This window comes from Pseudomaricurvus hydrocarbonicus (assembly GCF_011602365.1).
Taxonomy (GTDB): Bacteria; Pseudomonadota; Gammaproteobacteria; order Pseudomonadales; family Cellvibrionaceae; genus Pseudomaricurvus; species Pseudomaricurvus hydrocarbonicus.
Genome location: NZ_JAAONZ010000001.1, coordinates 415,125 through 440,949, shown reverse-complemented (window position 1 = coordinate 440,949; position 25,825 = coordinate 415,125). Strand labels below are relative to the sequence as shown.

Annotated in this window: 17 protein-coding genes; 8 read left to right on the top strand and 9 right to left on the bottom strand. The window is 53.1% G+C overall.

Going from position 1 to position 25,825, the window contains the following annotated elements:
• Positions 1-87 precede the first annotated feature (87 nt).
• Positions 88-2,088: a M48 family metallopeptidase gene (locus G8770_RS01815; RefSeq protein WP_167181153.1), complete on the bottom strand. Its 2,001-nt coding sequence runs from the start codon at positions 2,086-2,088 to the stop codon at positions 88-90.
• A 319-nt stretch (positions 2,089-2,407) separates the two neighbouring features.
• A complete protein-coding gene (locus tag G8770_RS01810) occupies positions 2,408-3,004 on the bottom strand; it encodes a LemA family protein (RefSeq protein ID WP_167181151.1) in 597 nt (198 codons plus the stop codon).
• 161 nt (positions 3,005-3,165) lie between these two features.
• Here G8770_RS01810 and G8770_RS01805 point away from each other — a divergent pair, with 161 nt between their 5' ends.
• Entirely contained in the window at positions 3,166-4,344 is a 1,179-nt protein-coding gene (locus G8770_RS01805) for an acetyl-CoA C-acyltransferase (protein WP_167181149.1), read from the top strand.
• A 175-nt stretch (positions 4,345-4,519) separates the two neighbouring features.
• On the opposite strand, the gene G8770_RS01800 is transcribed toward G8770_RS01805, so the two are convergent.
• Complete coding sequence (locus tag G8770_RS01800) at positions 4,520-6,886, bottom strand: TonB-dependent receptor (protein ID WP_167181147.1); 2,367 nt, start codon at positions 6,884-6,886, stop codon at positions 4,520-4,522.
• A gap of 605 nt (positions 6,887-7,491) precedes the next feature.
• On the opposite strand from G8770_RS01800, the gene parC reads away from it, so the two are divergent.
• A complete protein-coding gene (parC, locus tag G8770_RS01795; protein ID WP_167181145.1) occupies positions 7,492-9,741 on the top strand; it encodes a DNA topoisomerase IV subunit A in 2,250 nt (749 codons plus the stop codon).
• Positions 9,742-9,838: 97 nt separating this feature from the next.
• On the opposite strand, the gene glpD is transcribed toward parC, so the two are convergent.
• Positions 9,839-11,341: a glycerol-3-phosphate dehydrogenase gene (gene glpD, locus G8770_RS01790; protein ID WP_167181143.1), complete on the bottom strand. Its 1,503-nt coding sequence runs from the start codon at positions 11,339-11,341 to the stop codon at positions 9,839-9,841.
• Positions 11,342-11,475: 134 nt separating this feature from the next.
• Positions 11,476-12,234 (bottom strand): DeoR/GlpR family transcriptional regulator, encoded by a 759-nt coding sequence (locus G8770_RS01785; RefSeq protein WP_167181140.1) that lies wholly within the window; start codon positions 12,232-12,234, stop codon positions 11,476-11,478.
• A gap of 190 nt (positions 12,235-12,424) precedes the next feature.
• On the opposite strand from G8770_RS01785, the gene glpK reads away from it, so the two are divergent.
• From glpK to G8770_RS01760, 5 genes are all read left to right on the top strand, one after another.
• Positions 12,425-13,984, top strand: a complete 1,560-nt coding sequence (glpK, locus tag G8770_RS01780; RefSeq protein WP_341771045.1) for a glycerol kinase GlpK — start codon at positions 12,425-12,427, stop codon at positions 13,982-13,984.
• Between the two features lie 169 nt (positions 13,985-14,153).
• Positions 14,154-16,307: a TonB-dependent receptor gene (locus tag G8770_RS01775; protein WP_167181138.1), complete on the top strand. Its 2,154-nt coding sequence runs from the start codon at positions 14,154-14,156 to the stop codon at positions 16,305-16,307.
• A complete protein-coding gene (locus tag G8770_RS01770; RefSeq protein WP_167181136.1) occupies positions 16,307-17,257 on the top strand; it encodes an alpha/beta hydrolase in 951 nt (316 codons plus the stop codon). The genes G8770_RS01775 and G8770_RS01770 overlap by 1 nt, the downstream gene beginning before the upstream one ends.
• Complete coding sequence (locus G8770_RS01765; protein WP_167181135.1) at positions 17,241-18,842, top strand: class I adenylate-forming enzyme family protein; 1,602 nt, start codon at positions 17,241-17,243, stop codon at positions 18,840-18,842. The genes G8770_RS01770 and G8770_RS01765 overlap by 17 nt, the downstream gene beginning before the upstream one ends.
• A gap of 151 nt (positions 18,843-18,993) precedes the next feature.
• Entirely contained in the window at positions 18,994-19,575 is a 582-nt protein-coding gene (locus G8770_RS01760) for a TetR/AcrR family transcriptional regulator (RefSeq protein WP_167181133.1), read from the top strand.
• A gap of 85 nt (positions 19,576-19,660) precedes the next feature.
• Here the strand turns inward: G8770_RS01760 and aceK are convergent, their stop codons facing one another.
• Positions 19,661-21,430, bottom strand: coding sequence for a bifunctional isocitrate dehydrogenase kinase/phosphatase (gene aceK, locus G8770_RS01755; RefSeq protein ID WP_167181131.1), 1,770 nt, complete (start codon positions 21,428-21,430; stop codon positions 19,661-19,663).
• Between the two features lie 242 nt (positions 21,431-21,672).
• On the opposite strand from aceK, the gene G8770_RS01750 reads away from it, so the two are divergent.
• The gene (locus tag G8770_RS01750; protein ID WP_167181128.1) at positions 21,673-22,764 is read left to right on the top strand and encodes a polysaccharide deacetylase family protein; all 1,092 of its coding nucleotides are present in this window, start codon (positions 21,673-21,675) and stop codon (positions 22,762-22,764) included.
• A gap of 84 nt (positions 22,765-22,848) precedes the next feature.
• Here the strand turns inward: G8770_RS01750 and G8770_RS01745 are convergent, their stop codons facing one another.
• The 3 genes from G8770_RS01745 to G8770_RS01735 all read right to left on the bottom strand — a co-directional run bounded on the left by G8770_RS01745 (position 22,849) and on the right by G8770_RS01735 (position 25,682).
• Positions 22,849-23,685 (bottom strand): glucosaminidase domain-containing protein, encoded by an 837-nt coding sequence (locus G8770_RS01745; protein WP_167181126.1) that lies wholly within the window; start codon positions 23,683-23,685, stop codon positions 22,849-22,851.
• Positions 23,686-23,806: 121 nt separating this feature from the next.
• Positions 23,807-24,508 carry a replication protein P gene (locus G8770_RS01740; protein ID WP_167181124.1) on the bottom strand — a complete coding sequence of 234 codons (702 nt, stop codon included), beginning with the start codon at positions 24,506-24,508 and terminating at the stop codon, positions 23,807-23,809.
• On the bottom strand, positions 24,420-25,682 hold the full coding sequence (locus G8770_RS01735; protein ID WP_167181122.1) for a DnaT-like ssDNA-binding domain-containing protein: 1,263 nt from the start codon (positions 25,680-25,682) through the stop codon (positions 24,420-24,422). Before G8770_RS01735 ends, G8770_RS01740 begins: the two co-directional genes overlap by 89 nt.
• Between the last annotated feature and the right edge of the window lie 143 nt (positions 25,683-25,825).

The following is a 25,825-nucleotide window of genomic DNA, read 5'->3' as shown; positions in this document are numbered from 1 at the left end:
GCTGCTCCTGTTGCAGGCATGAGGGGTGTTGGCTGCGCTTGTCCGTCAGCGGCTACCGCAGTTATTCATATCGACACGCACTCATGGCTACAGCATTGGGGGCACGGGGCAGTCCAAACAGTCGGCGATGGCGCGGAAGAGTTCATATTCCTGTGGGTCTACGGTGCCGTCGTGTTGAATGCAGGTGATCATGGCTTTCAGCAGCGCGGGCTTCTGCAGTGGTTTGAGCATTTGCAGTTGTTGCAGGGCGCCGTCGAGCATGGGGAACGAAATCTGGCCATCGCCCAACAGCGGCAGGTTAGCCAGCTTCAGCTCTTTCATGGTGGTGTTGTAGGCGGCCTCCGCAAGTGCAGGCTCAGTGTGACCGGCTGTAGCCAGGGTGCTGATCAGCTGCTGGCAGGGAACACCCAATTGCTGAATCGTCGCGCGTGCGGTGTGGTGCGATGTTTGGGTCTCCAGGGCGTTGACCAGCATTCGGTAGAGGGCCCACTCAAAGGTGTCTACTTTTCGGTCGGCTTTGATCAGTGCAACCAGGTTCTCTTTGAACACCTGGTATTGTGGTGCCGACAACGTTTTCAGTGCCGGTATGGAAAGAATGAACAGCGGCAACCGCTGCTCACGGGGCAATTGCGCTACCGTGGCCTGCAGCTCTTGCGTCAGTTTATACACCACCGGGTGTGCGCGTTGTTGCAGCTGTTGCCATTGCTCGTCCGCAGTTTCGGATTGCATCAGCAGGCTGTAAATGATCGCCCTGGCAGCAAACGGATCATGGGCGGCATCTTGTAATTGGGCAGGCAGTTCTTTAAGCAGTTGCCGGGCTTTGTTTAAGTGTCCGGGGCTGGGGTTACCAATGTTGTCCAGAAACACATCATGCACGCTGGTGCCTGTAACGGTGTGGCTGGAGTGACCCTGGTCACTTGGGGCCGGATGGGATTCCGAATGCGGTTGTGGTGCAGAGTGCGGGCTGTGAGCGGAAAAGCTTGAAGTCGCCTCATTGCCTGAATTCAACGGCTGGCGGTCTGAATCGAAGCCGGTGACTCGTATGTATTCGCCTTTCCAGTTCGGAGTAATACGTTTAATGCGCGTTTCCAGGGGAGGGTGGGTCGCCATCATGCTGTTCATGGAGGCCAGCACCGCTTCGCCAAAGTACATGTGGCTGAACTCTTCTGCGTTGGGGTGACGGATCTCCGCAGCGCGACTGTAGCCCCCAATTTTTTGCAGCGCCTGACTGATGCCATTGGGGTTGCGAGTGAACTGAACCGCCGAGGCATCGGCGAGAAACTCCCGCTGGCGGCTGACGGCAGCCTTGATTAATTTGCCAAAGAAGGTGCCGGCGTAGCCGATGACCACCAGGCCAAGTCCAACCGCCATAATGCCGGTGCCGTTTTTATCTTTTGAGCGCACGTGGGACATGCTGCTGTACATACCGCTGCGCATCAGGATGGAACCCAGCAGGCCAATGATCAAAATGCCGTGGAGAATTCCAATCAGTCGTATATTGATGCGCATGTCGCCGTGCAATATATGACTGAATTCATGAGCAATCACGCCCTGCAGCTCTTCACGGTCCAGCAGTTCCATACAGCCACGGGTAACTCCAATGACTGCGTCGTTGGCATCGTAGCCGGCTGCGAAGGCATTCACCCCCGCTTCTTCCAGCAGAAATACCGGCGGCACCGGAGTCCCTGAAGCAATTGCCATTTCTTCCACCACGTTCAGCAGTTTCCGCTCACTGGGATCCGAGGTGTTGGGCTGCAGTCGCTTGCCGCCCAGAGATTCTGCGACTTTTTCCCCGCCCCCTGACAATTGCATTAATTTGTACAGACTGCCGATCAGTACGACGGTGATCACCACCAGCGCAATGCCGGCCACCAGATCCCAGCTGAGGATCTGCAGGATGCCGGTGACGTTGCCATCCATATTCTGCAGCGGTGCATGACGCTTCTGATTTTGAAGGTCAAAATAATAAAGCAGACCACTCACAAACACGGTGGTGATGGCGATAAGACTTAACACCGCCAGACTGAAAAAAACAATCAGGCGGGTGGTGTTTTTACGAGCTTGATCCTGGTGTTCAAAAAAGTTCATATTGACTGGCTTTGAGGTCTGGTTCGCGGGCTTCTGCAACGTTGCTTCGCCTGCTTCACTTTTCTGGCAGGCGAATTCGTAACGTATTAGAACAAAGGGACTCGGTTTAGCAAAAAGGGGCTCTTAATTGAGAACGTATGGGCTCTAGTTAGAACAATGGGGCTCTAGTCAGAACCAGCGGGCGTTAACTTCAGCTGGCCTGGAATTGTGTTCCGGCCAGCTGGAGTCGGCTTGTGAGTGACCTTGACGGCAATAAGAGGTCAGGTTCAACTCTCTTGCAGGCTCTCACAAGACAGCTTAGGTCAGCTGTTTGCGCGCCTTAAAATGAAATTTGGGGGGCGGCCTGTATTTCTGCAGAGTCTTCAAACTCCAGTAAGCTGGCATCTTCCCGGTGACCAAAGAAGCCGGCAAAAAAGACCGGTGGGAATGTCTGTTTGTAGGTGTTGTAAGCTGTCACGGAATCGTTAAAGGCCTGACGTGAGAAGGCGACCTTGTTTTCGGTGCTGGTGAGTTCTTCGGAAACCTGCATCATGTTCTGATTGGCTTTCAGGTCCGGGTAGGCTTCCATGACCACGTTGAGGCGCCCGAGGGCATTGCTCAAAACGCCTTCGGCACCGCTGAGGGCGGTCATGGCTGAACTGTCACCGGGTGCGTTGGAGGCCGCCTGCAGGCCCTGAACGGCACCATTGCGGGCACTGATGACAGCTTCCAGAGTTTCCCTTTCGTGCTTGAGGTAGCCTTTGGCGGTTTCCACCAGATTCGGGATCAGGTCGTAGCGGCGTTTGAGCTGGACTTCAATTTGGGAAAACGCGTTTTCATAGCGATTTTTTAAACTGACCAGTTGGTTGTAGATGCCAATGACATAAAAAATGGCGCCAATGATGACCACCAGAATAACGATGGAAGATATGTCCATGAAGAGAAATCCCTAAAAATAGTGCAATTATTAGCAGTAATTAGTTGTAAAAAGAACAGTATATTACCATGAACGGCATATAGGGATACGACCAGATGTAAAAGGGTGGTGTTCCGTTTATAATTCAGCAAATGTTGAGAGAGTAAAAAGGTAAAGGTCTTATGTCTGATCCAGTAGTGATTGTAGGTATGGCTCGTACTGCCATGGGTGGTATGCAAGGAATGTTTTCGGGAAAGTCGGCGACTGAGTTGGGTGCCGATGCGATTCGTGGTGCCCTGGCGGATGCTGGTATTGACGGTGACGCCGTGGATGAAGTGTTGATGGGCTGTGTCTTGCCGGCAGGACTGGGTCAAGCTCCTGCGCGTCAGGCAGCGCTGGCTGCGGGGATTCCCAAGTCAGCACCCTGTACCACTCTGAATAAGGTCTGCGGCTCCGGCATGAAGACGGTCATGATGGGGCACGACGCCATTTTGGCCGGCAGCGCTTCGGTGGTTGTGGCCGGCGGCATGGAAAGCATGACCAACGCACCCTATATGATGCCCCAGGGCCGTAGCGGTTACCGTTTTGGTCACGGCGAGCTGCTGGATCATATGCTCTATGACGGTTTGCAGGATGCCTACACCGGTGGTTCCATGGGCACCTTTGCCGAAGCCTGTGCGGACAAGTTTGAGTTCACCCGTGAACAGCAGGATGCCTACGCCATCGAATCCCTGACCCGCGCCAAGAACGCCATTGCGGAAGGCAAGTTCAAACGTGAAATTGTGCCGGTCACGCTGAAAACCCGCAAGGGCGAGACGGTTATCGATACCGATGAGCAGCCCGGCAACGCTCTGCCGGAAAAAATCCCCACCTTGCGCCCGGCTTTCAAGAAAGACGGCACGGTGACGGCAGCCAACGCCAGCTCCATTTCGGACGGTGCTGCGGCACTGGTACTGATGCGTCAGTCAGAGGCTGAAAAACGTGGCTTGAAGGTGATTGCGACCATCAAAGGCCACTCTCAAAACGCCCAGGAGCCTGAGTGGTTTACCACCGCTCCGGTGAAGGCGATTGCCAAGCTGATGCAGCGACTGGACTGGAGTTCAGACTCGGTTGACCTGTTTGAGGTCAATGAAGCGTTTGCGGTGGTTGCCATGGCGGCCATGCGGGAGTTGTCCATTGATTACGCCAAAATGAATGTGCACGGTGGTGCCTGTGCTCTCGGTCACCCGCTGGGCGCTTCCGGTGCCCGTATCATGGTGACTCTGCTGGGTGCGCTGCAGACTTACGGTCAGAAAACCGGCATTGCCAGCCTGTGTATTGGCGGTGGTGAAGCCACAGCCATTGCGGTAGAGATGAACTGATTGACGGGTTTGGCTGGCGGGTGATCCGCTGACCCGGTTTTTGGTATTGGTATGGCTCGAGCGTCAGCGTTGAGCCATACCATGTGATTGAGAGTGACCTCGGATCAGAGGAACTCTTGTGAGTGTTACCTTGCCTTCAACGTCCTCTTTTAAAGCCTCCTTTTAAGCTCTCCTTTTATAGCTTCCAGGCAAAACGGGCACCGTAAGTGCGCGGCTTGCCCCACACACCGTAGCCCCAGTCTTCCCCCAACGTATTTTGATAAGTGAAGTACTCTTCGTCGGTCAGGTTATTGACAAAAAGTTCGACGCTATAGCGCCCATCGAGCGAGCCCCAGGCCACCTTGGCATTGCCAATGCCATAACCGTCGTGATGTGAATAGGGATCGTTTTCAACTTGCAGGAAGTGGTCATCCTGCCAGGCGTAGTCGCCTTGTAAGGTAAGCTCACCCATATTGCCCAGAGGAATGTAATAGCGAGCGACCAGGTTGTAGCTCAGCTCCGGTGCAGAAGGCAGTTCGATGCCGTCGTACTCATAGTCATCACCCGCTACGCGACTGGATTTGTCTGATTCCATTTCGGTGGAGAGCAACCCGAGTCCGGCAATCAGCTCAAAATTCTGGCTCACCTGAGCCGTCAGCTCGGCTTCCAGACCATAACCTGTGACATCACCGGCATTAAGAATTCGACTGCCACTGGCCAGGGTGTCGAAAAGTTGGGCCTGGAAGTCCTCCAGCTCGTAGGCATAGACCGCGCTGTTCAGGCGAACCCGGCCATCGGCGAAGGCGGTTTTGAGGCCGACCTCAAAGTTGGTCATGTTTTCGGAATCCACAGGGTCAAGTGCTTCGGGGACGCTGTTGTAGCTGGCTGAGAAGCCTCCACTGCGAAAGCCTGTGGCCAGGCTGGCGTAGATGAGAGTGTCGTCAAGGGGGCGCCAGTCCAGTCCCAGGCGGCCAGAGACATTGTCTTCCGAGATAGAGTCTTTGACGCGTGTGGGGGTGGTTGTCGTGGGTGAATTGTAATACGACACATTTCTGACGTAATCGAAGTCGCGCTCTTCATCGGTGTAGCGGGCGCCGAGGATCAAGGTCATGGTTTCGGCAAAGCCCCATTCCCACTGCCCGAAGAGGGCCACAGATTGGGTTTCCAGCAGAGCATCTTCCCGGTGTGCAAAGTCAAAGCTGGCGGCATCAGCAAATTCCACCTCGGTGGGGTTTTGTGTGCGCATATCCCGTTCATCGTCGTACAGGTACAGGCCCACGACCCAGTTGGTGGTGTCATCCGCTTTAGTGAGGCGGAATTCCTGCGACCATTGCTCCGCGTCCGAGGTGTATTCCTCGTCGAAGAACACATCAAACCCCGCGCCACTGCCAACCCCATCCCCGTCGTCCTGCAGGTACTTGTCCAGGCTTTCGTAAGCGGTGATTGAGGTGAAATCCAGGCCGTTTGCAAACCCCCAGCGCAGCCTCGCAGACGCACCAAAGGTATCGATTTCAGTGTCCAGTCCGCCGCTGACACTGGAGGATACGTCCTCGGGGTTGAAATCCCCGCCGGCCTGCTCAATGCCCGTCGTTGCAAAAGTGGCACTGGTGCATGCGCCTTTGTGAATGCGTGAGGTGGAGCAGGTCGCCCCGCCTGCGGATTCCAGGTAGCCCATATGCGCAAAGCCGACACTGGCCTGATCCGCCTGGCTGCCGTGAACGTCCAGCAGCAGCTCGCCATCAGGGCCAATGTCGATGGCCAGCTTGGCCCGATAGCCAAAGCTGTCGGTTTCATTCAGGTCCTGACCGGTATCGACCGGGTAACCATAATCATTCACCGGATCGGCATTATTATTCTGCCAGCCGTCGGTATTGTTGTATTTAAACGCGACGCGGCCACGCACGCCATCGCTGATCGGACCGCTCACCATACCGTCAACAATACGTTCCGAATAGCTGCCCAGGCGCAGGCTGGCGGCCGCTTCCAGTTTGTCGGTGGGCTCCCTGGAAATGTAGTGCACCAGCCCGCCGGTGGCGTTACGACCGTAAAGAGTCCCCTGTGGACCGCGCAGGACTTCCACCCGCTGCAGATCGAATAACTGGATTGCGGAGCCGGCAGGATTGCCGCGATAGACATCGTCCACGTACATGGCGATGGGCGCCTCCCAGGAGTCGGAGTAGTTGACAAGACTGATACCGCGCAAGCTGATGGATGGGCTGGAGGCCTCCCCAAAGATGGCAAAGAAGTTCATGTTGGGCACTTGTGCAATGATATCGAGCCCCTCTTCAAACCCCATCTTTTCAATGGCTGCGCCTGAAAATGCACTGACGGCAATGGACACATCCTGCAAATCCTGATCGCGTTTTTGGGCCGTGACAATGACTTCTTCCAGCACCGATTGAGCGGCCAGCACGCTGCCGGATAACATGGAAACCGCCACGATGGCGGCGCCCAGCCTGGATAATTTAAACAGATTAGCGGCCACGGATGTCTGCTTTGCGGGTATGAGACCCCGATGCGGAAAGCTGGTGATGGCATCGGTTGCGGGTTTACGGCTATTCATCGTGAGGTGACTCCTTGTCGCGGTTAGAAGGGGGTTTAGAGCCGAACATTCGGTTCGTAAACCGGGGTGAAGCTGTAGCAGTTCTCTAGTTTTTGGTGTGCTAGTTCCCGGCTGTGCAGTTTGTAAGGAGCCCAGATGGCCCTTGGATGTCGGTTGGATTCGAGCTTGCGGCTCCCACCGATTTGATGCGCAGGTTGGGTCAGGATCGTTATAGCGGTAATCCGGACACCTGCCTATTGAGGCATTTTCTAATGTTTTTTGACGTCTATGTAACAAAACGTTCAAACAACAGATTAGAGACCAGCCCCAGGCCTGTCAAATCCCGACGCTTGGGCGACCGCAGGGGGCTGAGCAATGCCCGTACCCGTCAACGCATAGAAGTCCCTCTATGGCATTGTGCTTTGGCGTTGAGGAACTCGCGCTTGGCGGCTAACGGGAGGCATTGATCCGCGCGGCCTTTTGCGAGAGTTTGTTTCAGAAGCGGGCTTCAGCATTGATGGTGGCAGGGGGTTTTGGTATAAGCTGTGGGCAAGAGCCACAGTGATAGCTGAAAATGGCAAAAAAGCCGTTAACAATAATCGCCTTTTGATCATTTAGGATGTTTTATGACCATCGAGGTTTCTCCTCAGGACGCTGACGAACAAATGCCGCTGAAAAGCTATGCCGAGAAGGCGTATCTGGATTATTCCATGTACGTCATTCTCGACAGAGCCCTGCCCAACATTGGTGATGGACTGAAGCCGGTGCAGCGCCGCATCGTCTACGCCATGAGCGAGTTGGGGTTAAAGTCGACCGCCAAATTTAAAAAGTCGGCGCGTACCGTGGGTGATGTGATTGGTAAATTCCACCCGCACGGGGATTCGGCGGCCTATGAGGCCATGGTGCTCATGGCCCAGCCCTTTTCCTATCGATACCCGCTGGTGGACGGCCAGGGCAACTGGGGGGCTCCGGATGATCCTAAGTCTTTCGCGGCCATGCGTTACACCGAGTCGCGACTGACGAAATACAGTGACGCTCTCTTGTCCGAACTGGGTCAGGGCACCGTCGAGTGGACCCCCAACTTCGACGGCACCATGAAAGAACCGTCCGTGCTGCCGGCGCAGGTGCCGAATGTCCTGCTCAATGGCACCACCGGTATTGCGGTGGGTATGGCAACCGATATCCCGCCGCACAACCTGCGTGAAGTGGTCAACGCCACGGTGCACATGCTGGAGAACCCCAAGGCCACGGTTGAGGAGCTGGTACAGTTTATCCCGGGTCCGGATATGCCCACCGAAGCGGAAATCATCAGCCCCAGAGAAGACCTGCAAAAGCTTTACCAGACGGGCCGTGGCAGTGTGCGCATGCGGGCGCTGTGGACGCAGGAAGCCGGTGATGTGGTGGTGACGGCGCTGCCGCATCAGGTCAGCGGCGCCAAGATCCTGGAGCAGATCGCCGCGCAAATGCAGGCGAAAAAACTGCCCATGGTGGCGGATCTGCGTGACGAGTCAGATCATGAAAACCCCACCCGCCTGGTGATCGTGCCGCGCTCCAATCGTATCGATGTGGAAGCGATGATGAACCACCTGTTTGCGACCACGGATCTTGAACGCACCTATCGCGTCAACATGAACATGATTGGCATTGACGGGCTGCCCCAGGTGAAAGCGCTGGATAAAATCCTCAGCGAGTGGCTCAGCTTCCGCATGGTAACGGTGAGACGCCGCTTGCAGCATCGCCTGTCGAAGGTTGAAGAGCGATTGGAGCGACTCGCCGCGTTGATGATCGTGTTCCTCAATGTGGACGAAGTGATTCACATCATTCGCACCGAAGATCATCCAAAGCCGGTGTTGATGCAGCGTTTTGACCTGACAGAAACGCAGGCTGAGTACATTCTCGAAACCAAGTTGCGCCAATTGGCGCGCCTGGAAGAGATGAAAATCAAGGAAGAGCAGGCGGCACTGGAAAAAGAGCGTGCCGATCTGAAACAGACACTGGACTCTGCCCGCCGCCTGAAATCCCTGGTCAAAAAAGAATTGTTGGCGGCAGCCGACGAGTACGGCGATGAGCGTCGCTCACCCATTGTCAGCCGCGGGGAAGCGCAGGCTTTCAGTGAAACCGATCTGCTTAGCAGCGATCCGGTGACGGTGGTGATTTCCGATAAGGGTTGGATTCGTGCGGCCAAAGGCCACGACATTGACCCGACGGCGCTGAGTTACAAGTCGGGCGATAAGTTCAAGATCGCCACCCAGGGCAAGTCCAACCAGACCGTGATTCTGCTGGATTCTACCGGTCGCAGCTATGCCTTGGGGGCACATACCTTACCCTCGGCCCGGGGGCAGGGCGAACCGGTCAGCGGTCGACTGAACCTCCCCAGCGGCTCGACTCTGGAAGGCGTGCTGATGGGGGCCGACGAGCAACGAATCTTGCTGGCGTCTGATGCGGGCTACGGCTTTGTGGGCAAACTGAGCGATCTGTACACCAAGAACAAGTCCGGTAAAGCGGCGTTGAGCTTGCCGAAAGGGGGGCGGGTGATGTCGCCGCTGGTGATTAAAAATCCGCAGGACGACCTGTTGGCGGCCATCAGCAACGAAGGTCGTTTGCTGGTTTTCCCGGTCAGTGAGCTGCCGGAGCTGGCGCGGGGCAAGGGCAACAAAATCATGAACATTCCATCGGCGCGGGTGCAGTCGCGGGAGGAGTTTGTGGTGGCCCTGGAGGTCATCTCCGCTGGCGAACAGCTGGTGGTTTACTCCGGCAAGCGGCACTTGACCTTAAAAATCAGCGACCTGGATCATTACCGCGGTGAGCGCGGCCGCCGGGGCAACAAGCTGCCGAGGGGCTTCCAGAATGTGGATGCGGCCGAGGTGAAGTCTTAAATTTGGCTACCACCTCAATACTTGTGCAGCTTGCCTTTTGATAGCAGCTGCACAGGCCTTTTTTAGCGTTTCTGTTTTTCTGGACCTGGTGTTTGTCTTAGCAGGCACTGAGTTCTTCGTTTGTCAGATGTGCGTTAAGCATCTGGATGCCTTCGTCGCTCATCTGTAAGCCCAGTTTGGTGCGTCGCCAGAGAATATCGTCGGTGCTTTTGGCCCACTCCTGTGTTTTTAGATATTCCACTTCTGCAGTATAGAGTCCGGCGCCAAAGTGTTGACCCATTTCGTCGATACCTTGAATTCCCTCAAGCATTTGTAGGCTCAACGTTCCGTAAGTACGGGCGTAGCGTTTAGCGAGAGTTTCGGGAAGCCATGGGAAGGCTGTTTGTAATTGATTAAGAAGAGTTGATAGAGAAGCAATATCGCCACCGGGGAGGTTTTCTTGTGCGGTCAGACAAGGACCCGCAGCTGGAAAGTGCTCACAGATACGGTTGACAGCGGCCTCTGAGAGTTTGCGGTAGGTAGTGATCTTACCGCCAAACACCGATAGTAAGGGAGCACTTGTATCCGAGCTGTCCATTTCGAAAGTGTAATCGCGACTAACTGCTTGTGGGTTGTCCGCCTCATCATCCAGCAGTGGCCGTACTCCTGAGAAGGTTGAGACGATGTCTTCTCTGTGCAGCTGGTGCTGGAAGTGTTCGTTAACGACGCTGATTAGGTAGTCGATCTCGGTGTCGGATATGCAGGCTTGATCTGGCTCGCCGAAGTGCTCGATATCTGTGGTACCAATCAGCGAGTACTGCTCTTCGTAGGGGAGGACAAAAACCACGCGCCCGTCTTCATTCTGAAGAATATAGGCATGCGGCCCTTCGTGTATTTTCGGCACGATTATATGGCTGCCCTTTACCAAGCGGATTTTTTTAGGCGACGGGGTGTGGAGAGCGGAGTCAAAAAGTTGTGTCACCCATGGGCCTGCGGCATTGACCAGAGCCTTGCAGGAGACTGAGCAGAGCTGTTGTGTGGTCTGGTTCTCTAGTTCGATTTGCCAGTGTCCATTCCCTCGTCGGGCCGATGTACAGCGCGTGCGGGTCATAATGGTCGCGCCATGGTTTCTGGCTAACATGGCATTCAGAACGACAAGGCGTGCGTCGTCTACCCAGCCATCGGAATATTCAAAGCCATGGGTCAGGTGACTGGCGAGGGGGCCTTCAGGTGCAAAACGGATACTGCGAGAAGGTGATAGTGACACACGCTTGGCCAGGTGATCGTATAAAAACAGACCGGCGCGAATCATCCAGGCGGGACGCAGATGAGGGCGGTGGGGCAGTTGAAAGCGCAGTGGCCAGATGATGTGTGGTGCTTTTTTGAGTAAAACTTCCCGCTCAGCCAGGGCCTCTCTCACCAGGCGAAATTCGTAATATTCTAGATAACGCAATCCTCCGTGTATTAGTTTACTGCTCTTTGACGATGTCGATGATGCCAAGTCATTCATTTCGCAGAGCAGTACCTTCAGTCCCCGGCCCGCTGCATCTGCAGCAATTCCGGCTCCGTTAATGCCACCGCCAATTACCACGAGATCGTAGTCAGATTGATTTGCGGTCATGTTGTCCCCTGTGTCGTTGGGTTGAATTCCGGGCTGATAACAGCTTTGCAGTATCCTAACATTCGCAAAAGAAAAAAAACAAACAAAAACGAAAATAAAAGAGCGATCGCCCTGCAGGCTGGACCTGAGTGCTCTTAGACGATATGGAGGTTGATGTTGTGCTCCCTGAGTATCAGGGCAATATCGGCTGGTGGCGCTTGGTCTGTGAAGAAGTGATCCGCCTGGCTGATGTTGCCCAGTTTTACCATGGCATTGCGACCGAATTTAGAGTGGTCTGCAGCCAGCAGGACTTGTCTCGAGTTGGCGATAATGGCCTGGGCGACGCGGACCTCGCGATAGTCGAAGTCAAGTAGGGCTCCGGTGTGATCAATACCGCTGATGCCAATAATGCCAAAGTCCATCTGAAAGCTTTTGATGAAGTCTTCGGTCGTTTCACCGATGACACCGCCATCTCTAGGGCGGACCTCTCCGCCGGCAATCAGAACCGAAAAATCTTCTTTTGCACCCAAAATCGATGCTACCTGAAGGTTATTGGTAACCACCTTTAAATCTTTGTGGCCAAGCAGGGCCTGGGCAATGGTCTCAGTAGTTGTACCGATATTGATAAAAAGCGAAGCACCATCCGGAATCATGCTAACCAGGGCCTGAGCGATTTTGGCTTTTTCAGCCTGGTTCATTATTTTGCGGGTTTGGTAGGCGGTGTTTACCGTACTGGATTCAATACCTGCCCCCCCATGGTGTCGCCTCACCCGCCCGTCTTTTGCCAGCTGATTGAGATCCCGGCGAATGGTTTGTGGGGTGACCTTAAAGTGGCTGACCAGTTCGTCGATGGTGGCGAATCCGGTTTCGCTGATCTTTTCCAGTATCAATTGTTGTCTGTGGTGTTGGGTCATTCTGTGGGCAATTTTATTCAGAAGGGTGGGGGATGATAGCACTTCTAGGGAGACTTGAGCGGCTGTGATTGGGGTACTTTTTCTTTATCGGTAAAAAAAATACGGTTTTAACGCAAAAAATACTTTCAATTTAATGTTTAATCAGTAAGAATTATTCAAATCGAAAATAAACGAACATAAGTGAGCTTTTGTGCCGATAGAAAAGTACATACTGGCTGTAGATCAGGGGACCACCAGTTCGAGGGCTGTGCTGTTTGATGGGCGTGGTCGGATTCGGTTTTCTGCGCAAAAGGAGTTTCCGCAACATTTTCCTGCTGATGGTTTAGTGGAGCATGAGCCGGAGGATATTTGGCAAAGTGTCGTTAGTGTCTGTCAGTCGGTGTTTGACCAGCTTGGTGAAGAGGTTGGCTTAATTGAAACTTTGGGGATTACTAACCAAAGGGAAACCACCTTGTTGTGGGATCGACAAACCGGTCAGGCGATTGGGCGTGCGATCGTATGGCAGGATCGCAGGACAGCTGATTACTGTGAACAGCTGAAGCAGCTGGGTCTGGAAGAGTGGGTGAGTGGAAAAACGGGCTTGTTGATTGATCCTTACTTTTCCGCCACCAAACTGAAGTGGCTGCTGGACTCGGAGCCGGGCTTGAGGCAGCGGGCAGAGCGCGGCGAGCTTGCGTTTGGCACTGTGGATACCTTTTTGATTTGGCGACTAACGGGTGGGCAAGTTCATCGCACGGATGCCACCAACGCATCCCGTACCATGCTGTTTAATATTCATACTCAACAGTGGGATGAGGAGTTGCTGGAGTTGTTTCAGGTTCCAGCAGCACTGTTGCCTGAAGTCATGGATTCTGCGGATGAATTTGGCGTGACAGACGCACATGCTCTCGGCCGGGCAATCCCGATTCAGGGTGTTGCGGGTGATCAGCAGGCGGCACTTTTCGGTCAGGCTTGCTTCCATAAAGGTATGGCCAAAAGTACCTATGGAACCGGCTGTTTTATCATGGTCAATACTGGAGATCAGCCTTTGGTCTCTTGTAGTCGGTTGTTAACAACGGTCGCGTATCGGCTGGCAGGCCGTCCTGTGTATGCCCTGGAGGGGAGTATTTTTGTGGCGGGGGCAGCGGTTCAATGGTTGCGCGATGGTTTGCAGCTGATTAAAGGTGCGGGAGAGACGGAGTCGCTGGCTCAGAGAACGCCGGTTGATCATGGCGTTTACATGGTGCCGGCCTTTACTGGGTTGGGCGCTCCATATTGGGACCCGTCTGCACGTGGCGCCCTGTTTGGTCTGACACGGGATACGGGCATTAAGGAAATTGTTACCGCGGGCCTGCAATCAGTTTGCTATCAGACTAAAGATTTGCAAAAAGCGATGGAACAGGATGGGCAGCGACCTGTCACCTTAAGAGTGGATGGTGGCATGGTGGTGAATAACTGGCTGATGCAGTTTTTAGCGGATGTCCTGGGCGCTGTTGTTGAACGACCGGCGGTGATTGAAACCACGGCTCTTGGGGCGGCGTGTTTGGCGGGATTGCAGGCAGGGATGTTCCGATCGCTCGATGATCTTGAGTCACTGTGGTCGAGTGAACGCCGTTTTGAGCCGGAAATGGGAAAAGCTTTTCGTGATCGTCTTTATCGGGGCTGGCTGGAGTCCGTAAGGCGTGTTCAGAAGGAGTCTTTTGCCGAAGAGGGCCCGCATTCAGTTGAGGCAGATCCCTCGTCCTCAGATCTATTTATTAATCTTCTTTAAATGAATTTCGCTATTCGCAAGACGTATAAACATTGTCTTGCATTAACAGTTTACATTGTATATTTTTTACACTGTAAGCTTTAATTAAAAAGGTGGGCGTGTTCTTGTGTTGAAGCCTGAGAGGGAAGCACGAGGATAACCTCAACCCACCCCAGTTGGAGAGTACAAAATGATAATAACTAATAAAACTAGTCTGAAACTGCCTGCTGTGTTTTGTGGGTCGATACTGTCGGTAGCTATTGCTCAGGGCACTGTGGCGGCGGGCTTTGAAATTGAGGAGATCGTGGTGACCGCTCAGAAACGCTCGCAAAGTCTGCAAGAGGTGCCTATCTCCGAGACGGTGTTGAATGAGGACGACTTGAAGAATGCGCGCATAGAAAGCGGTACCGAAATCGCCCGCCAGGCACCCAACTTACAGGTTTCTGTGCTGGGTAATGAAATGCAGCCCAAGTTTTCCATGCGCGGAATTTCAACCAAAGAATTCAACCTGAATGGCATTTCTCCAACCGGGGTATTTTTTGACGAGGTTTATGTGGGCGCCTCTTACCTGGGTGGGGCACAGATTTTTGACATTGAACGTATCGAAGTTCTGCGTGGTCCACAGGGGACACTATTTGGCAAAAACACAACAGCAGGCGCTATCAACTTTATTTCCAAGCGCCCAACCTTTGAATCGGAAGCTTACATCACTGGTGGTGTCGCCTCAAACGATTACTGGGAGCTAAAAGGTGCGGCAGAAGTGCCACTTATTGATGATAAGCTCAGTGCACGACTGGCTTTTAATCTGGGGGATTCGGATGGTTATGTGGAGAATCTAAACCCGGATGGTGAAGACCTGTCCAGTATTGATCGTAAATCGTTTCGCTTAACTTTGGGATATCGGGTAGATGATACCTTTGATACAACGTTGCGACTCTTTAGAACAGAAAGTAACCCCAAGGCCGTAGGCGCCATTACCTATGGCCTGTTGCCCGGTGGGGTCAACGCTGTGGGTGTCAATCCTCGTATTAACCCTTTTGACGGAACCCGGATGGACAGTCATGAACTGGCAACGGATCGTTCGGGAGATATCGAGGTGTTGGGAGAAGGCGGCTATCTGACGTTGGAAAAGGATTTGGGTTTTGCAACCCTTACCTCAATTACCTCTCATGTTTCGGGTGAATTCTCCAATTTGGTTGACGCTGATGGAACCATGAACAATATCTTGCACCTGGATTTTGGTGCCGAGCATGAAGAAACTAGTCAGGATTTGCGCTTAAGCTCGAATGGCGAAGGTGGGATAACCTGGATTGCCGGTTTGTATTACTTCAAGGATGTCGTGGATATTGCAACAACCTATCATGTTCTGGAAGAGTTTGGTGGCCCTGTGTTAGGGCAAAGTTACAGGCAGACCCGACAATCGTATGCGGTATATTTTGATGGTACTTACGATATCGGTGATATTTTTACCCTTTATGGCGGGTTGCGTCTTTCTGACGATGAAGGTTATCTGGAAGATTTTCAGGTGACACCGGTCGTACCGTTACAATCCGGGAAAGTGGGTTACGAAGACAGTGAGCCCACTGGGCGTGTGGGTGTGCGACTGCACTTGGCTGATGAGTCCATGCTGTATGCTCAGTTTGCTTATGGTTATCGCAGTAGCGCAATCAACGGCGGTGCCTTAAGCCCCTCAGAAATTAATGTGGCCGATCCGGAGAAAATTAAAGCCTATGAAGTGGGTTACAAATCACAGTGGTTAGATCGCCGCCTTACAATTAATTCTTCTTTGTTTTATTACGATTTTACCGACCAACAGTTTTTGAATGTGGTCAATATTGGTCAGCAGCAATTGCTGAATGCCGGAAGCTCAAAAGTTACCGGGCTGGAGGTAGAGGTGGCGCTTCAGGCTACGGAAAATCTGCGGTTTAATGCCGGCCTGGGTTTATTGGACAGCGAGTATGAAGATCTGGTTCTCAATGGGGTTGACCTGTCTGGCAACGAATTAATTGAGGCTCCGAAGATGACCTTCAACGTTTCTGGTGACTATTTGGTGTATCTGGGCGATAACGGAAGCATTAATTTTCACGCCGATGCCAACTACGTGGGTTCGCAGTATTTTCATGCCACGAATGCGGATGAGTTTAAGGCGGATTCCTTTTGGGATGTGGGTGCTCGAATTGCTTATCGAAGCCCTTCTGAGAAATATGAATTGTCAATTTACGGTAAGAATCTGACGGATAATGATGAGGTGACTGGCGTGGAAACTGATGCAAATACAGCAACTCGCTTTACCACGGTGCCTTTCCCTCGTCGTTTCGGAATCGATTTTACGGTGAATTTCTAATGACTAACTATACGCAAACTGTCTTTGAACTGGATCGGCCCGGTGACAACGCGCCACATGTCTCTGAGGACCATAAACTGGTTGCTTACCGTTGGGAGGTAAGTAACCCTAAAGCGTTAGTAGTTATCGCGCATGGCATGGGTGAGCATGCGCGTCGATACCCTCCTGCGCTGACCGGATTGTTTGATGCGGGGTTTTCGATTTACGGCATCGACCATCGTGGACATGGGCAAACCATGACGACTAACTGCAGCGCGCCAGGTGATTTTGGCAGCGGCGGTTTTGCTGCCGTTATTGATGACCTTTGTGCGCTGGTAAATGTGGCCCGGCGTGAACATCCGACACTTCCTCTGTATTTACTCGGTCACAGCATGGGTTCGTTCATTGCACAAGCTTTTCTGCAGGACTATTCTGAAAAGCTTGACGGAATAATCTTAGTGGGAACCGCGGCAGTAGAATTGATCGCCGCATCTGTCGCTGCGGCTGATGATGTGATGAAGGAGCTGAATAAAAACTTTGAACCCGGAAGAACACCTCACGACTGGCTCAGCAGCGATCCGGTTGAAGTGGATAAATATATTCAGGATCCATTATGTGGATTTGCCTTAACACCTGATTCTATGGGCTCGATGCTGGCTTATGCAGACCGACTTGCAGATATTGCACTATTAAAGAAGATCAAAAAGGGCTTGCCGATGTATGTGTTGGTTGGCGGCAAAGATCCGCTGGTAAGTGGATTTGGTCGAGTTGAACCTCTACTTGAGCGTTATCGGGAAGCGGGTTTGAATCCCGAGTATGTCTGTTACCCGGAGGGTAGGCATGAGATTCTCAATGAAGTGAATCGCGATCAGGTCGTATCACACTTGTTGTCTTGGCTTGAGAGTCAGATTGAACAAGGGGGGATCTGCCAAATCAACAAAAAGGGGCCTTGTAATGCGCCCTCCTGTTAGTTTTGACATCGATGCCCAGGGTGAAACGGATACACGGCTCCAGCAATTGTCGACGGTCGTATCAGATGTGCAGTACTCTGACCGGCCGGCCCTTACTGTGGGTACTACGTCGCTATCCTATCAGGAGCTCCATGACCGGATTGATCGCACTCGCGGCGCATTCACTAACTTGGGGCTGGAGCCGGGCGACCGGATTATTTTATTGTTGCCAACGGGGGTGGAATTCGTAGTAGCTTATTTTGCTGCCCATCGGGCAGGCTTGACAGTGATTGCGCTTAACCCCGTGTTGGGCGTGTCAGAAATAGACTACATCCTCACGTCAATGCAGCCGAAGTTGATTCTGACGGTGTCTGAGAGGGGGGTAGTTCCTGTGTTAAGTCAGCTGCCGGACATTGTGATCAGTCGCGTACCGTCAGCGAATATTGCGTATATGGGATCTGCATCAGACTTTGAATCGTTCTCTGAGCAAGAACTTCCACTCGAACTGTATATGAGTGATGTCAACCACCATCATCCAGTGGAGGTGCGCCATGATGAGCAAGAGGCCCTGATTCTCTTCACATCGGGCACGTCAGGGCGGCCGAAAGGCGTTTCTTTGACCCATGGAGCTCTTATCCGTAATGTACAGGCGGCCAACTGTGCTTTAGATATTCGTCCTGATGATGTGTTGCTCTGCCCTTTACCGTTGGCGCATGTGTTCGGGCAGTTGGTGCTGATGCTGGGTGGTCTATTGGCGAATGCCCAGTTGGTGCTGGTTCCCAGGCCATCACCTGAATCTGTGTTTGAGGCTATGGTGAAATGGGAGCCAACGGTCATGGCGGCAGTACCCACGACCTACTCTGCATTAACCTCTTTAGCGGCAATGCATCGGGAGAGCGCCCAAAAAGCAGGACGTCACCTGCGGGTGGCGTTATCAGGTGGTTCGGGTTTGGCGGAGTCAGTGAGTAACGGTTTTAAGGCTGGATTTGGCCGACCGATTCATCAGGGGTATGGCATGACGGAAGTAGGGTGCTGTATTGCTTTGGAAGATACATCAAAGCCTTCTTCTGGGGGTGTTGGTACAATTTTACCCACCATTGAATGGCGTATTGCTGCGCTTGAGCCCAGTGAGCCTGATAGCGGAGAGCTAGAGATTCGGGGCGAAAATATCTTTCAAGGGTATTATGTGGATGGTGTTTTCCAGCCAAGGGCTCGGAATGAATGGTTTGCAACAGGAGATCTGGGCCGCGTAGATAAAGAGGGGCGTCTCTTTTTATTTGATAGACGTAAGGAGCTGATCATCCGAAATGGGTACAATGTGTACCCGTCTGAAGTGGAAGCAGTGCTGATGGAGCATCCTGATGTTACCCTGGCAGCTGTGGTCGGTGTCGATGACGAATTTGTAGGGCAGGAAATAGCGGCTTTTGTTACGTTAAGGACTGGGGCGCTTGTCGATGCTTGGGAAGTGGTTCAATGGTGCAAACAAAAAATTGCACTATATAAATACCCACGTAAAGTTGCCATTATAGAATCAATGCCGACCAATCCGACGGGCAAGATACTCAAACGTGATCTTAATTTGACTTTATTGCAAGCCCTCAGTTGATTAATTTTGTCGTGCTTTGCGCTCAGAGTTGCCGTGTAAAAATTGAACTCGAAAATGCAGTGTTAAAAAGGACAGTAGTATGCAGATTAAGCCAAAAGCCAAGCGAAGGGGGCGGCCCCCGGCCGACCCTGCTGTTTTGGCTGCAGGTCATATGGATACCAAAGACGCGATCTGCAATGCAGCTTTGGAATTGTTCAGTGCCGGTGGTCTGAATGCTATTGTGATGCGGGATGTGGCTAAGGCTCTGGGAGTGTCAGCGATGATGCCGTATCGTTATTTCCCCAGCAAAGATCATTTGTTGATGGAGTTGCGCACCCGCTCGTTCAGGCAGTTTACCCAATCGTTGATCAGAGCAAAATCGAAAGCAAAAACTCAGGCAGAGACACTGCCTTATATGTGTCGTGGATACTTGTTATTTGCTTATTACAAGCCCAATGCTTATAGGTTGATGTTTGACTTGTGGGCATTTGAAAATCCAGCTGTTATTAAGGCGGAGTTTGGTGAATCGGCCAAGAGACAGCCTGGCTCTTGGCTTGAAGTTAAAGGCGCTGTTGAAGATCGCATGTTGTCGCAGGGGAGTCGCCTTGATCTTAATGAGACTGCTCATGTGGTCTGGTCAACCTTACATGGTGTCGCCTCCTTGTATTTGGCCAATAAACTGGTGTTTGGCTGTTCTTATCGACAAATATGCCGGCCTCTCATTTCAGCTATTCTGGAAGGTGTTGACGGTTAGTGTTTTTGCTTATGTGGCTGTTCATGCTTGTGGCTGCCAGGTTACCTGGCAGCCTTTTTTTAAGGGTGTTGTCATTAAAACCACTCTAATCGCAGTTAAGGAGCTCGGTTGACGGCCGATGGCGATTGAAGCGCAGTTTGCGCCGGTAGGGGTAGGTGTTTTCAATGTGCCCGTTGCGCAGCGAGTTCTGAATGTGTTGCCAGTAGCGATAGTCATAGAGGTCGCTGTGTTGTGATTCAAACGCTTTGCGGGCGATGGGGTTACCGCTGAAGAACAGGCGGAATTCCTCCGGGAAGATGTCATTTTCACCCACGGTGTACCAGGGTCGGTCGGACATTTCGTCCACTTCATTACGCGGTTCGGGAATCTTGCGAAAATTGCACTCCGTTATCGCACAAATTTCATCGTAATCGTAAAACACCACCCGGCCGTGACGGGTGACGCCGAAGTTTTTCAGCAACATGTCGCCGGTAAAGATATTGGCCGCCGCCAGTTGCTTGATGGCGTTGCCGTATTCATCCATGACATCGTAAATCTGATCTTTGCTGGCATCTTTCAAATACAGATTGAGAGGGATCATTCGGCGTTCAGTGTACACGTGTTTGATGATGACCAATTTGTCGGTGATTTCCAGTTTCGAAGGCGCCACCTGTTGCAATTCCTGCAACAGCTCATCGCAAAAGCGATTGCGGTAAAAAATAAAATTGGAATATTCCTGTGTGTCTGCCATGCGTCCGGCCCGCTCACTGCGGGAAACCAGTTTGTATTTTTCTCTGACAATGGCCTCGGTCACCTGTTTCGGGTAATCAAATTTATCTTTGATGATTTTAAAGACGATGTCGTAAGAGGGCAGGGTGAATACCGTCATTACCATTCCTTTGATCCCCGGTGCGATGATGAATTGGTCGTTGCTGTTTTTCATGTGCAACAGGATGTGACGATAGAACTCGGTTTTACCGTGCTTGTTAAAGCCAATTGCGGTGTAAATCTCCGAGATTTCCTTGTTCGGCATGAAGGAACTGATAAAACGCACCAGACGAGAGGGGATGGGGGCATCCACCATAAAATAAGAGCGGGTAAAACTGAAAATGATGCTGGCACCGTCCTGATCCAAAATAGCGGTGTCAATATAGATACCGTTTTCTTCGTTATTGAGCATAGGCAGGACAATGGGAATATAGCCCTTGCCGAGGTTGACCCGCCCCATCAAATACGCGCCTTTGTTGCGATAAAAAACGGTTTCCAGAATGTCGAGGCGTAAGCCTTGCCACAGACCATTCGCTCCAGCGGGAACTTTTTCGCGGATGGTGGCGATGACATTGTCCAGGTCGCGGTTGATGTTTTCCCAGGGCACGGAAAATTCAAAGTCCGTCATGACTTGCAGCAGCGTGTCTTTCAGGTTGTCGCCGACGTCATAGCTTTGATAAATGCTGTAATCCTTTAAGGGCTTGTCATCCAGTGGTCGTGAGGCTTTGACAAACATATTGCGGTCGTGAATGTGGTGGTGATGGAAATGGGCGCAAAAGATGGAGTTGAAAAAGGTTTCGGCAATTTCATAATTGCTGTGTCCGTCCGTCAACTGAGCATAGGCTGTCTTGATTTGTTGCCACAACTTCAAATCGCTGACGTCTTTACTGGTGACCCCTTCGACCAGCTTGCATACCTGTTCGACTTTGTTTTTATACAGCTCAATACGATGGTAGTGGGCATCCTGAATGCCCTGCCAGTTGGCTTTTTCAAAACGGGCTTTTGCTCCGAGAGTCATGTTTTGAAAGTCGGCAAAATACGCGTCAAAGCCATTCAGAATGGTTTTGGCTATGCGCTTGGCGGTGGGCGTGAGGGATTGAATGGCCATGGCGAAAGATCGCCCCCGAATTGAGAGACACTGTTCAAGATGATGGTGTAAAAACCCCACGCTGTCACCTTTAGGGAAGCATTTCATGCCAGCGTGGGTTTTATGGTTGCGTCCTGTGTGGGAAAGGCGACAGTAGTGTCAGCTACAGGTTATAGTCCGGTGGGAAGCAAACCCGTGTTGCGGGGCAGAGGGAGATGCGCGCAAGGTCTATGTTAGCAAGGTGTCTGGGTGGAGTGGTGGTTATGATGGCCGGGAAGGTGAATTCAACAGGCTGGTTGCTGGCGTGTTCGCTCAGCTTGGGGTTACTGTGGTCGGGGTTGTCAGCCGCGGCTGTGGTGCTGCAATACCATCATGTGTCGGATGAAACTCCGGCATCAACATCCACCCCGGTGGCGCTGTTTCGGCGTCATCTCGAGATCCTGGCGGAGCAAGGTTATCAGGTGGTGCCGCTGCCTGAGTTGCTGCAGCGCTATGCTGACACACCGACGCAGCGCCTCAGGCAGGTTGCGATTACCTTCGATGACGGTTATTTGAGCGTTTATACCGAAGCCTTCCCGGCGCTGCAAAAAAGGGGCTGGCCATTTACGGTGTTTGTGAACACCCGACCCATTGATGAGCGCTGGCACGAGTTTGTGAGCTGGGAGCAATTGCGTGAAATGGCGGAGCAGGGCGCTACCATTGCCAATCATACGGTGGATCATGCACACATGATTCGCTTGCGGCAGGGAGAGAGCCGGGCGCAGTGGCGTCAGCGCATAACCACTGATGTGTTGCAGGCGGAAATGCGCATTGAAACCGAAACCGGGCAAAGTCACCGCATATTGGCCTACCCCTACGGCGAGTATGACTTGCATTTGGTGGCGCTGCTGAAATCCCTGAAGTTTGTGGGTTTTGGGCAGCATTCCGGACCGCTTGGCACGTCGCATTCACCGCAGGCGCTGCCGCGTTTTCCTTTCGGTGGCGTTTACGGGGCTCCGGAAAATTTTGTGGTCAAGGCCGGCAGTTTACCGCTGCCCGTCAAGCGTCTTGGGCGCGATGGGCAATGGAGTCGCGGTGATCTGGAGCCGGTTTTGGAGACGGGTAATTTTCGCCCCAGCTTGATGTTGGAGCTCGCCGGGTCGGTGCCGGCAAACCGGGTTCACTGTTTTGCCTCCGGCCAGGATGGCCTCAGGACGGAGGTGAGTGGGCAGCGGATCACGGTGCATCTGTCGGCCGATTTACCGTTGGGCAGAAGCCGAATTAATTGCACGGCGGCTGCGGATGATGGACGCTTTTACTGGTATTCCCAGCCCTTTTTTCGAGCGGATCACAACGGGGACTGGCCCCCGGAATAAACCGCGTTTGATGAGTTTCTGGCCTGTGGTTTGTACTTCGGGCCTGAGCGAGTGAGTTTTCAACCGGGGCGTTGAGAGTCGAGCTTAGCTGTCCGCGGCGCTGTTGAAAGTGATGACTTCTGTTGGGTATTGCTGATCGAACACACTCAGCTGATTGTAGCGGATCAGCCCTTGCAAGTCTTTGATGTAGGCTTGTCCTCTTTCGGAGTACTGGTCCAATTCACTGGTCATGCTCAGGCTGTCCAGCGGTTGGTTTTGCCTGCGGCTCCGGGCGCGAATGTTTCTGACGCCAGCGTACGCCGGGTGTGAGTTGATGTTGTGCATATAGGCCGCTACGGCCTCATCCAGGGAGGCAAAGCGGGCAACTTCGTGTCTGGCGCCTTTGGTGCGCTGGTTGGGTATCACTCCGCAGCCTTTGGTATAACACCATTGACCAAAATAGTTGTTGGCTTCGCGGGCAAAGCGGGAGCGACCCCAGGCGGACTCCATGGCACTTTGTGCCAATGCCATTGAGGCCGGTACCACATCAATGCGCTGCAGCAAATCCTGCACCAGCTGACGGTCGTTCAGCTCAGTCGGTGAGCGATACTGTTTTGCCCAGGATGCCAGCGTAGCCTGTTGTTTGGCGTTGAGCGTGTTGCCCTCTAGCACTTGCCGGGCCAGTATTAACAGCTGCTGCCGGCGCTTTAAGAGGTTGGCATTTTCACGCTGAATGGGGGGCAGCAGGCGCGCATAGAAACGCTTTTTGGGCTCGGTAGCATTGCTTGGCATTTGCACCGTGTGATCGGACGTTTCACTGATTACGGTTTGGGGGTGTTGCCAGTTTGACAGGCTGTAGGTGAGGAAAAGGCAGAAGCCGCTGTACAGCAGCAAGAGGTAACCGAGCAATGGCGCCTGGGGGGAGTTGCAACTGTTCTTCATTAAGACCTCATGTATGGGACAGCATATGGGCGTAAGAGGGCCATCCGATGAGGATAACCCTGTCTTAGCAGAGACGGCGAGGGGCCGGACATCGTTGACGGCGGGAAATGGGCCGGGGTGGTCAGAGGCCCATTTTTTCCCGCAAGGCTGCCAGTCGAGCAAGGTTTTCGTCCTTGCTGAGTGGGGTCTCGCTTTTTTCCGGTAAGCGTTTGATTTCGGGGGGCGGTAACGTTTCGCCGCGAACGACCCGTTCGCACATGCTCAGGTAATGGTCACGAAAGATGGGGAAAGCCACCTTTTCCGTGTTGTTGCTGAGGAAATACCAGTCACTGTTACGCCCCGCGTAATACACCGCCGGGTGGCTCCAGGAGAACTCCGCTTTTGGGCTGGGAGCCTGACAGGCCTCAATGAACGCGCTGTGCACGCTGGGCAGGCCGTGCAGTTCCGGCGAGCCCTGGCAAAAGCCGATCATTTTGTGCAGGGTGGGCAGGTATTCAGATTCCTCAATCGCTTTCTTGGCGGCGCGTAAAATGGTTTCCGGCGTAAAACGCTGCAGGGTTTCTACCCACAGGCGTTTGGCCTGGTTCAGCGTTGTCACATCCCCAAAGGCACTGTGGTATTGGTTGTGATAATTGATTCGGAACAGGGCAAACACCTGATTGATCGCATCAATCAGCTGGGAAGACGGCGCTCTGTCGCGCGGTCGGCTCGATGATTCAGCAGGCGTCGCCGAATCAGAAAGCCCAGCTGCGGTCGTTGAGGTCTTCTGCGATCGTGCGATCTCTTGTTCGACTTGAGTGAGTAGCTGTTTGCTGTCCTTCATGGTTTTGACCTTGTGGGGCGCTTAAAGAATGACGCTTGGCCCAATGATATTTAACGTGTTGCAAAAATTTGGTGTTCCAGGAGGCGTATACCTGATTGCTGTCGCGCCAGAAAATCACGAATTCCGGCACCAGCTGCAGTGCAAAATTGACATCAATATTGGCCAAACGCAAGATGTCGTGAACATCATCTCCGGGTTGCCAGTTTTCCGGAATCCGTTTGGGTTCGGTGTCGTGCTCCAGAGCGGAGGTGTATCGTGCCCACTGGCGACGTACGTGCTGAATAAACTTGGTATTCCAGGTACGTGACCGCCCACCTCGTTCTGCCCAGTAGAGGACAAACTCGGGTACCGCGTCTTCAATAAACTGTGGATGAATGGCCGCGTGCCGGGTGAGTACGTCGAGGGCATCCGGGCTGGGACGCCAGTCTTTGGTCATGGCGACTTCACTGTCTTTTTGTGTGGTGAAGGTCTCTCGCTGACGCCATTGATGGATCACATGCTGGTGAAACTTTGCCCCCCAGGAACGCTGGGTTTCTCCGCTTTCCCGCCAAAAAGTCACAAACTCCGGCAGCTGTTCGCGGATGAAGTGTTCCGGAATATTGTGCTGGCTGATCCGCGCCAGTACCTCGGGGTTCGGCTGCCAGCTGGGGGGGATAGGCGTAGCGCCAACGGCAATGGCTCCCCCCCTGTGACGCTCGACGGGTTGAATGCCGGGCTGAAACGCGTGGGGATTGTTGGCGATTTCAGACGGGGATCGAAACGAGTCGTGACTGGGCTGTGTTTGGCCGGCTGCGGGCTGGTTGAGAGGGGGCGCCAGCGGTCGGGATTGCGCCGCACTGGTGTGGGTAGAATGCGGCTGGCTGGCCTGCAGCTCATTAAAGGCGAAAATCAGCTGCTGACATTGCAGAAACGGTGCCGATTGCAGCAACAAAATGCCCTTGGCGCGCAGACTTTGGCTGACTCTCTGGATATCGTGTTCGTTCCAGAAAGGCAGCGCCACATACAGCTGTTGGTCGCTCAGCTCAAACCAGCGAAAGCCCTGGCTGATCACCGGCGGTTGCAGCCGGGTGATCTCGTCCAGAACGCTGAGCATGGTGGCTTCCTCCAGGCCGATGGTGGCGGCCAGAGAGGGCGATAGCAGGATTGGGCGTTCCGGGATCAGTGAAGATGTCATGGCGGAACTTTATCATTTTCTCTGCAGTGAGTCGCTACTCAGGGGCAACAAAAAGTGCGGGCAATGGGGCGATTATCCTGAGGGCCGGGCGGGGTGCGGGCTCTTGCGTGCAGGACTCCGTCAGGAGGTGTTCAGCCGAGAGA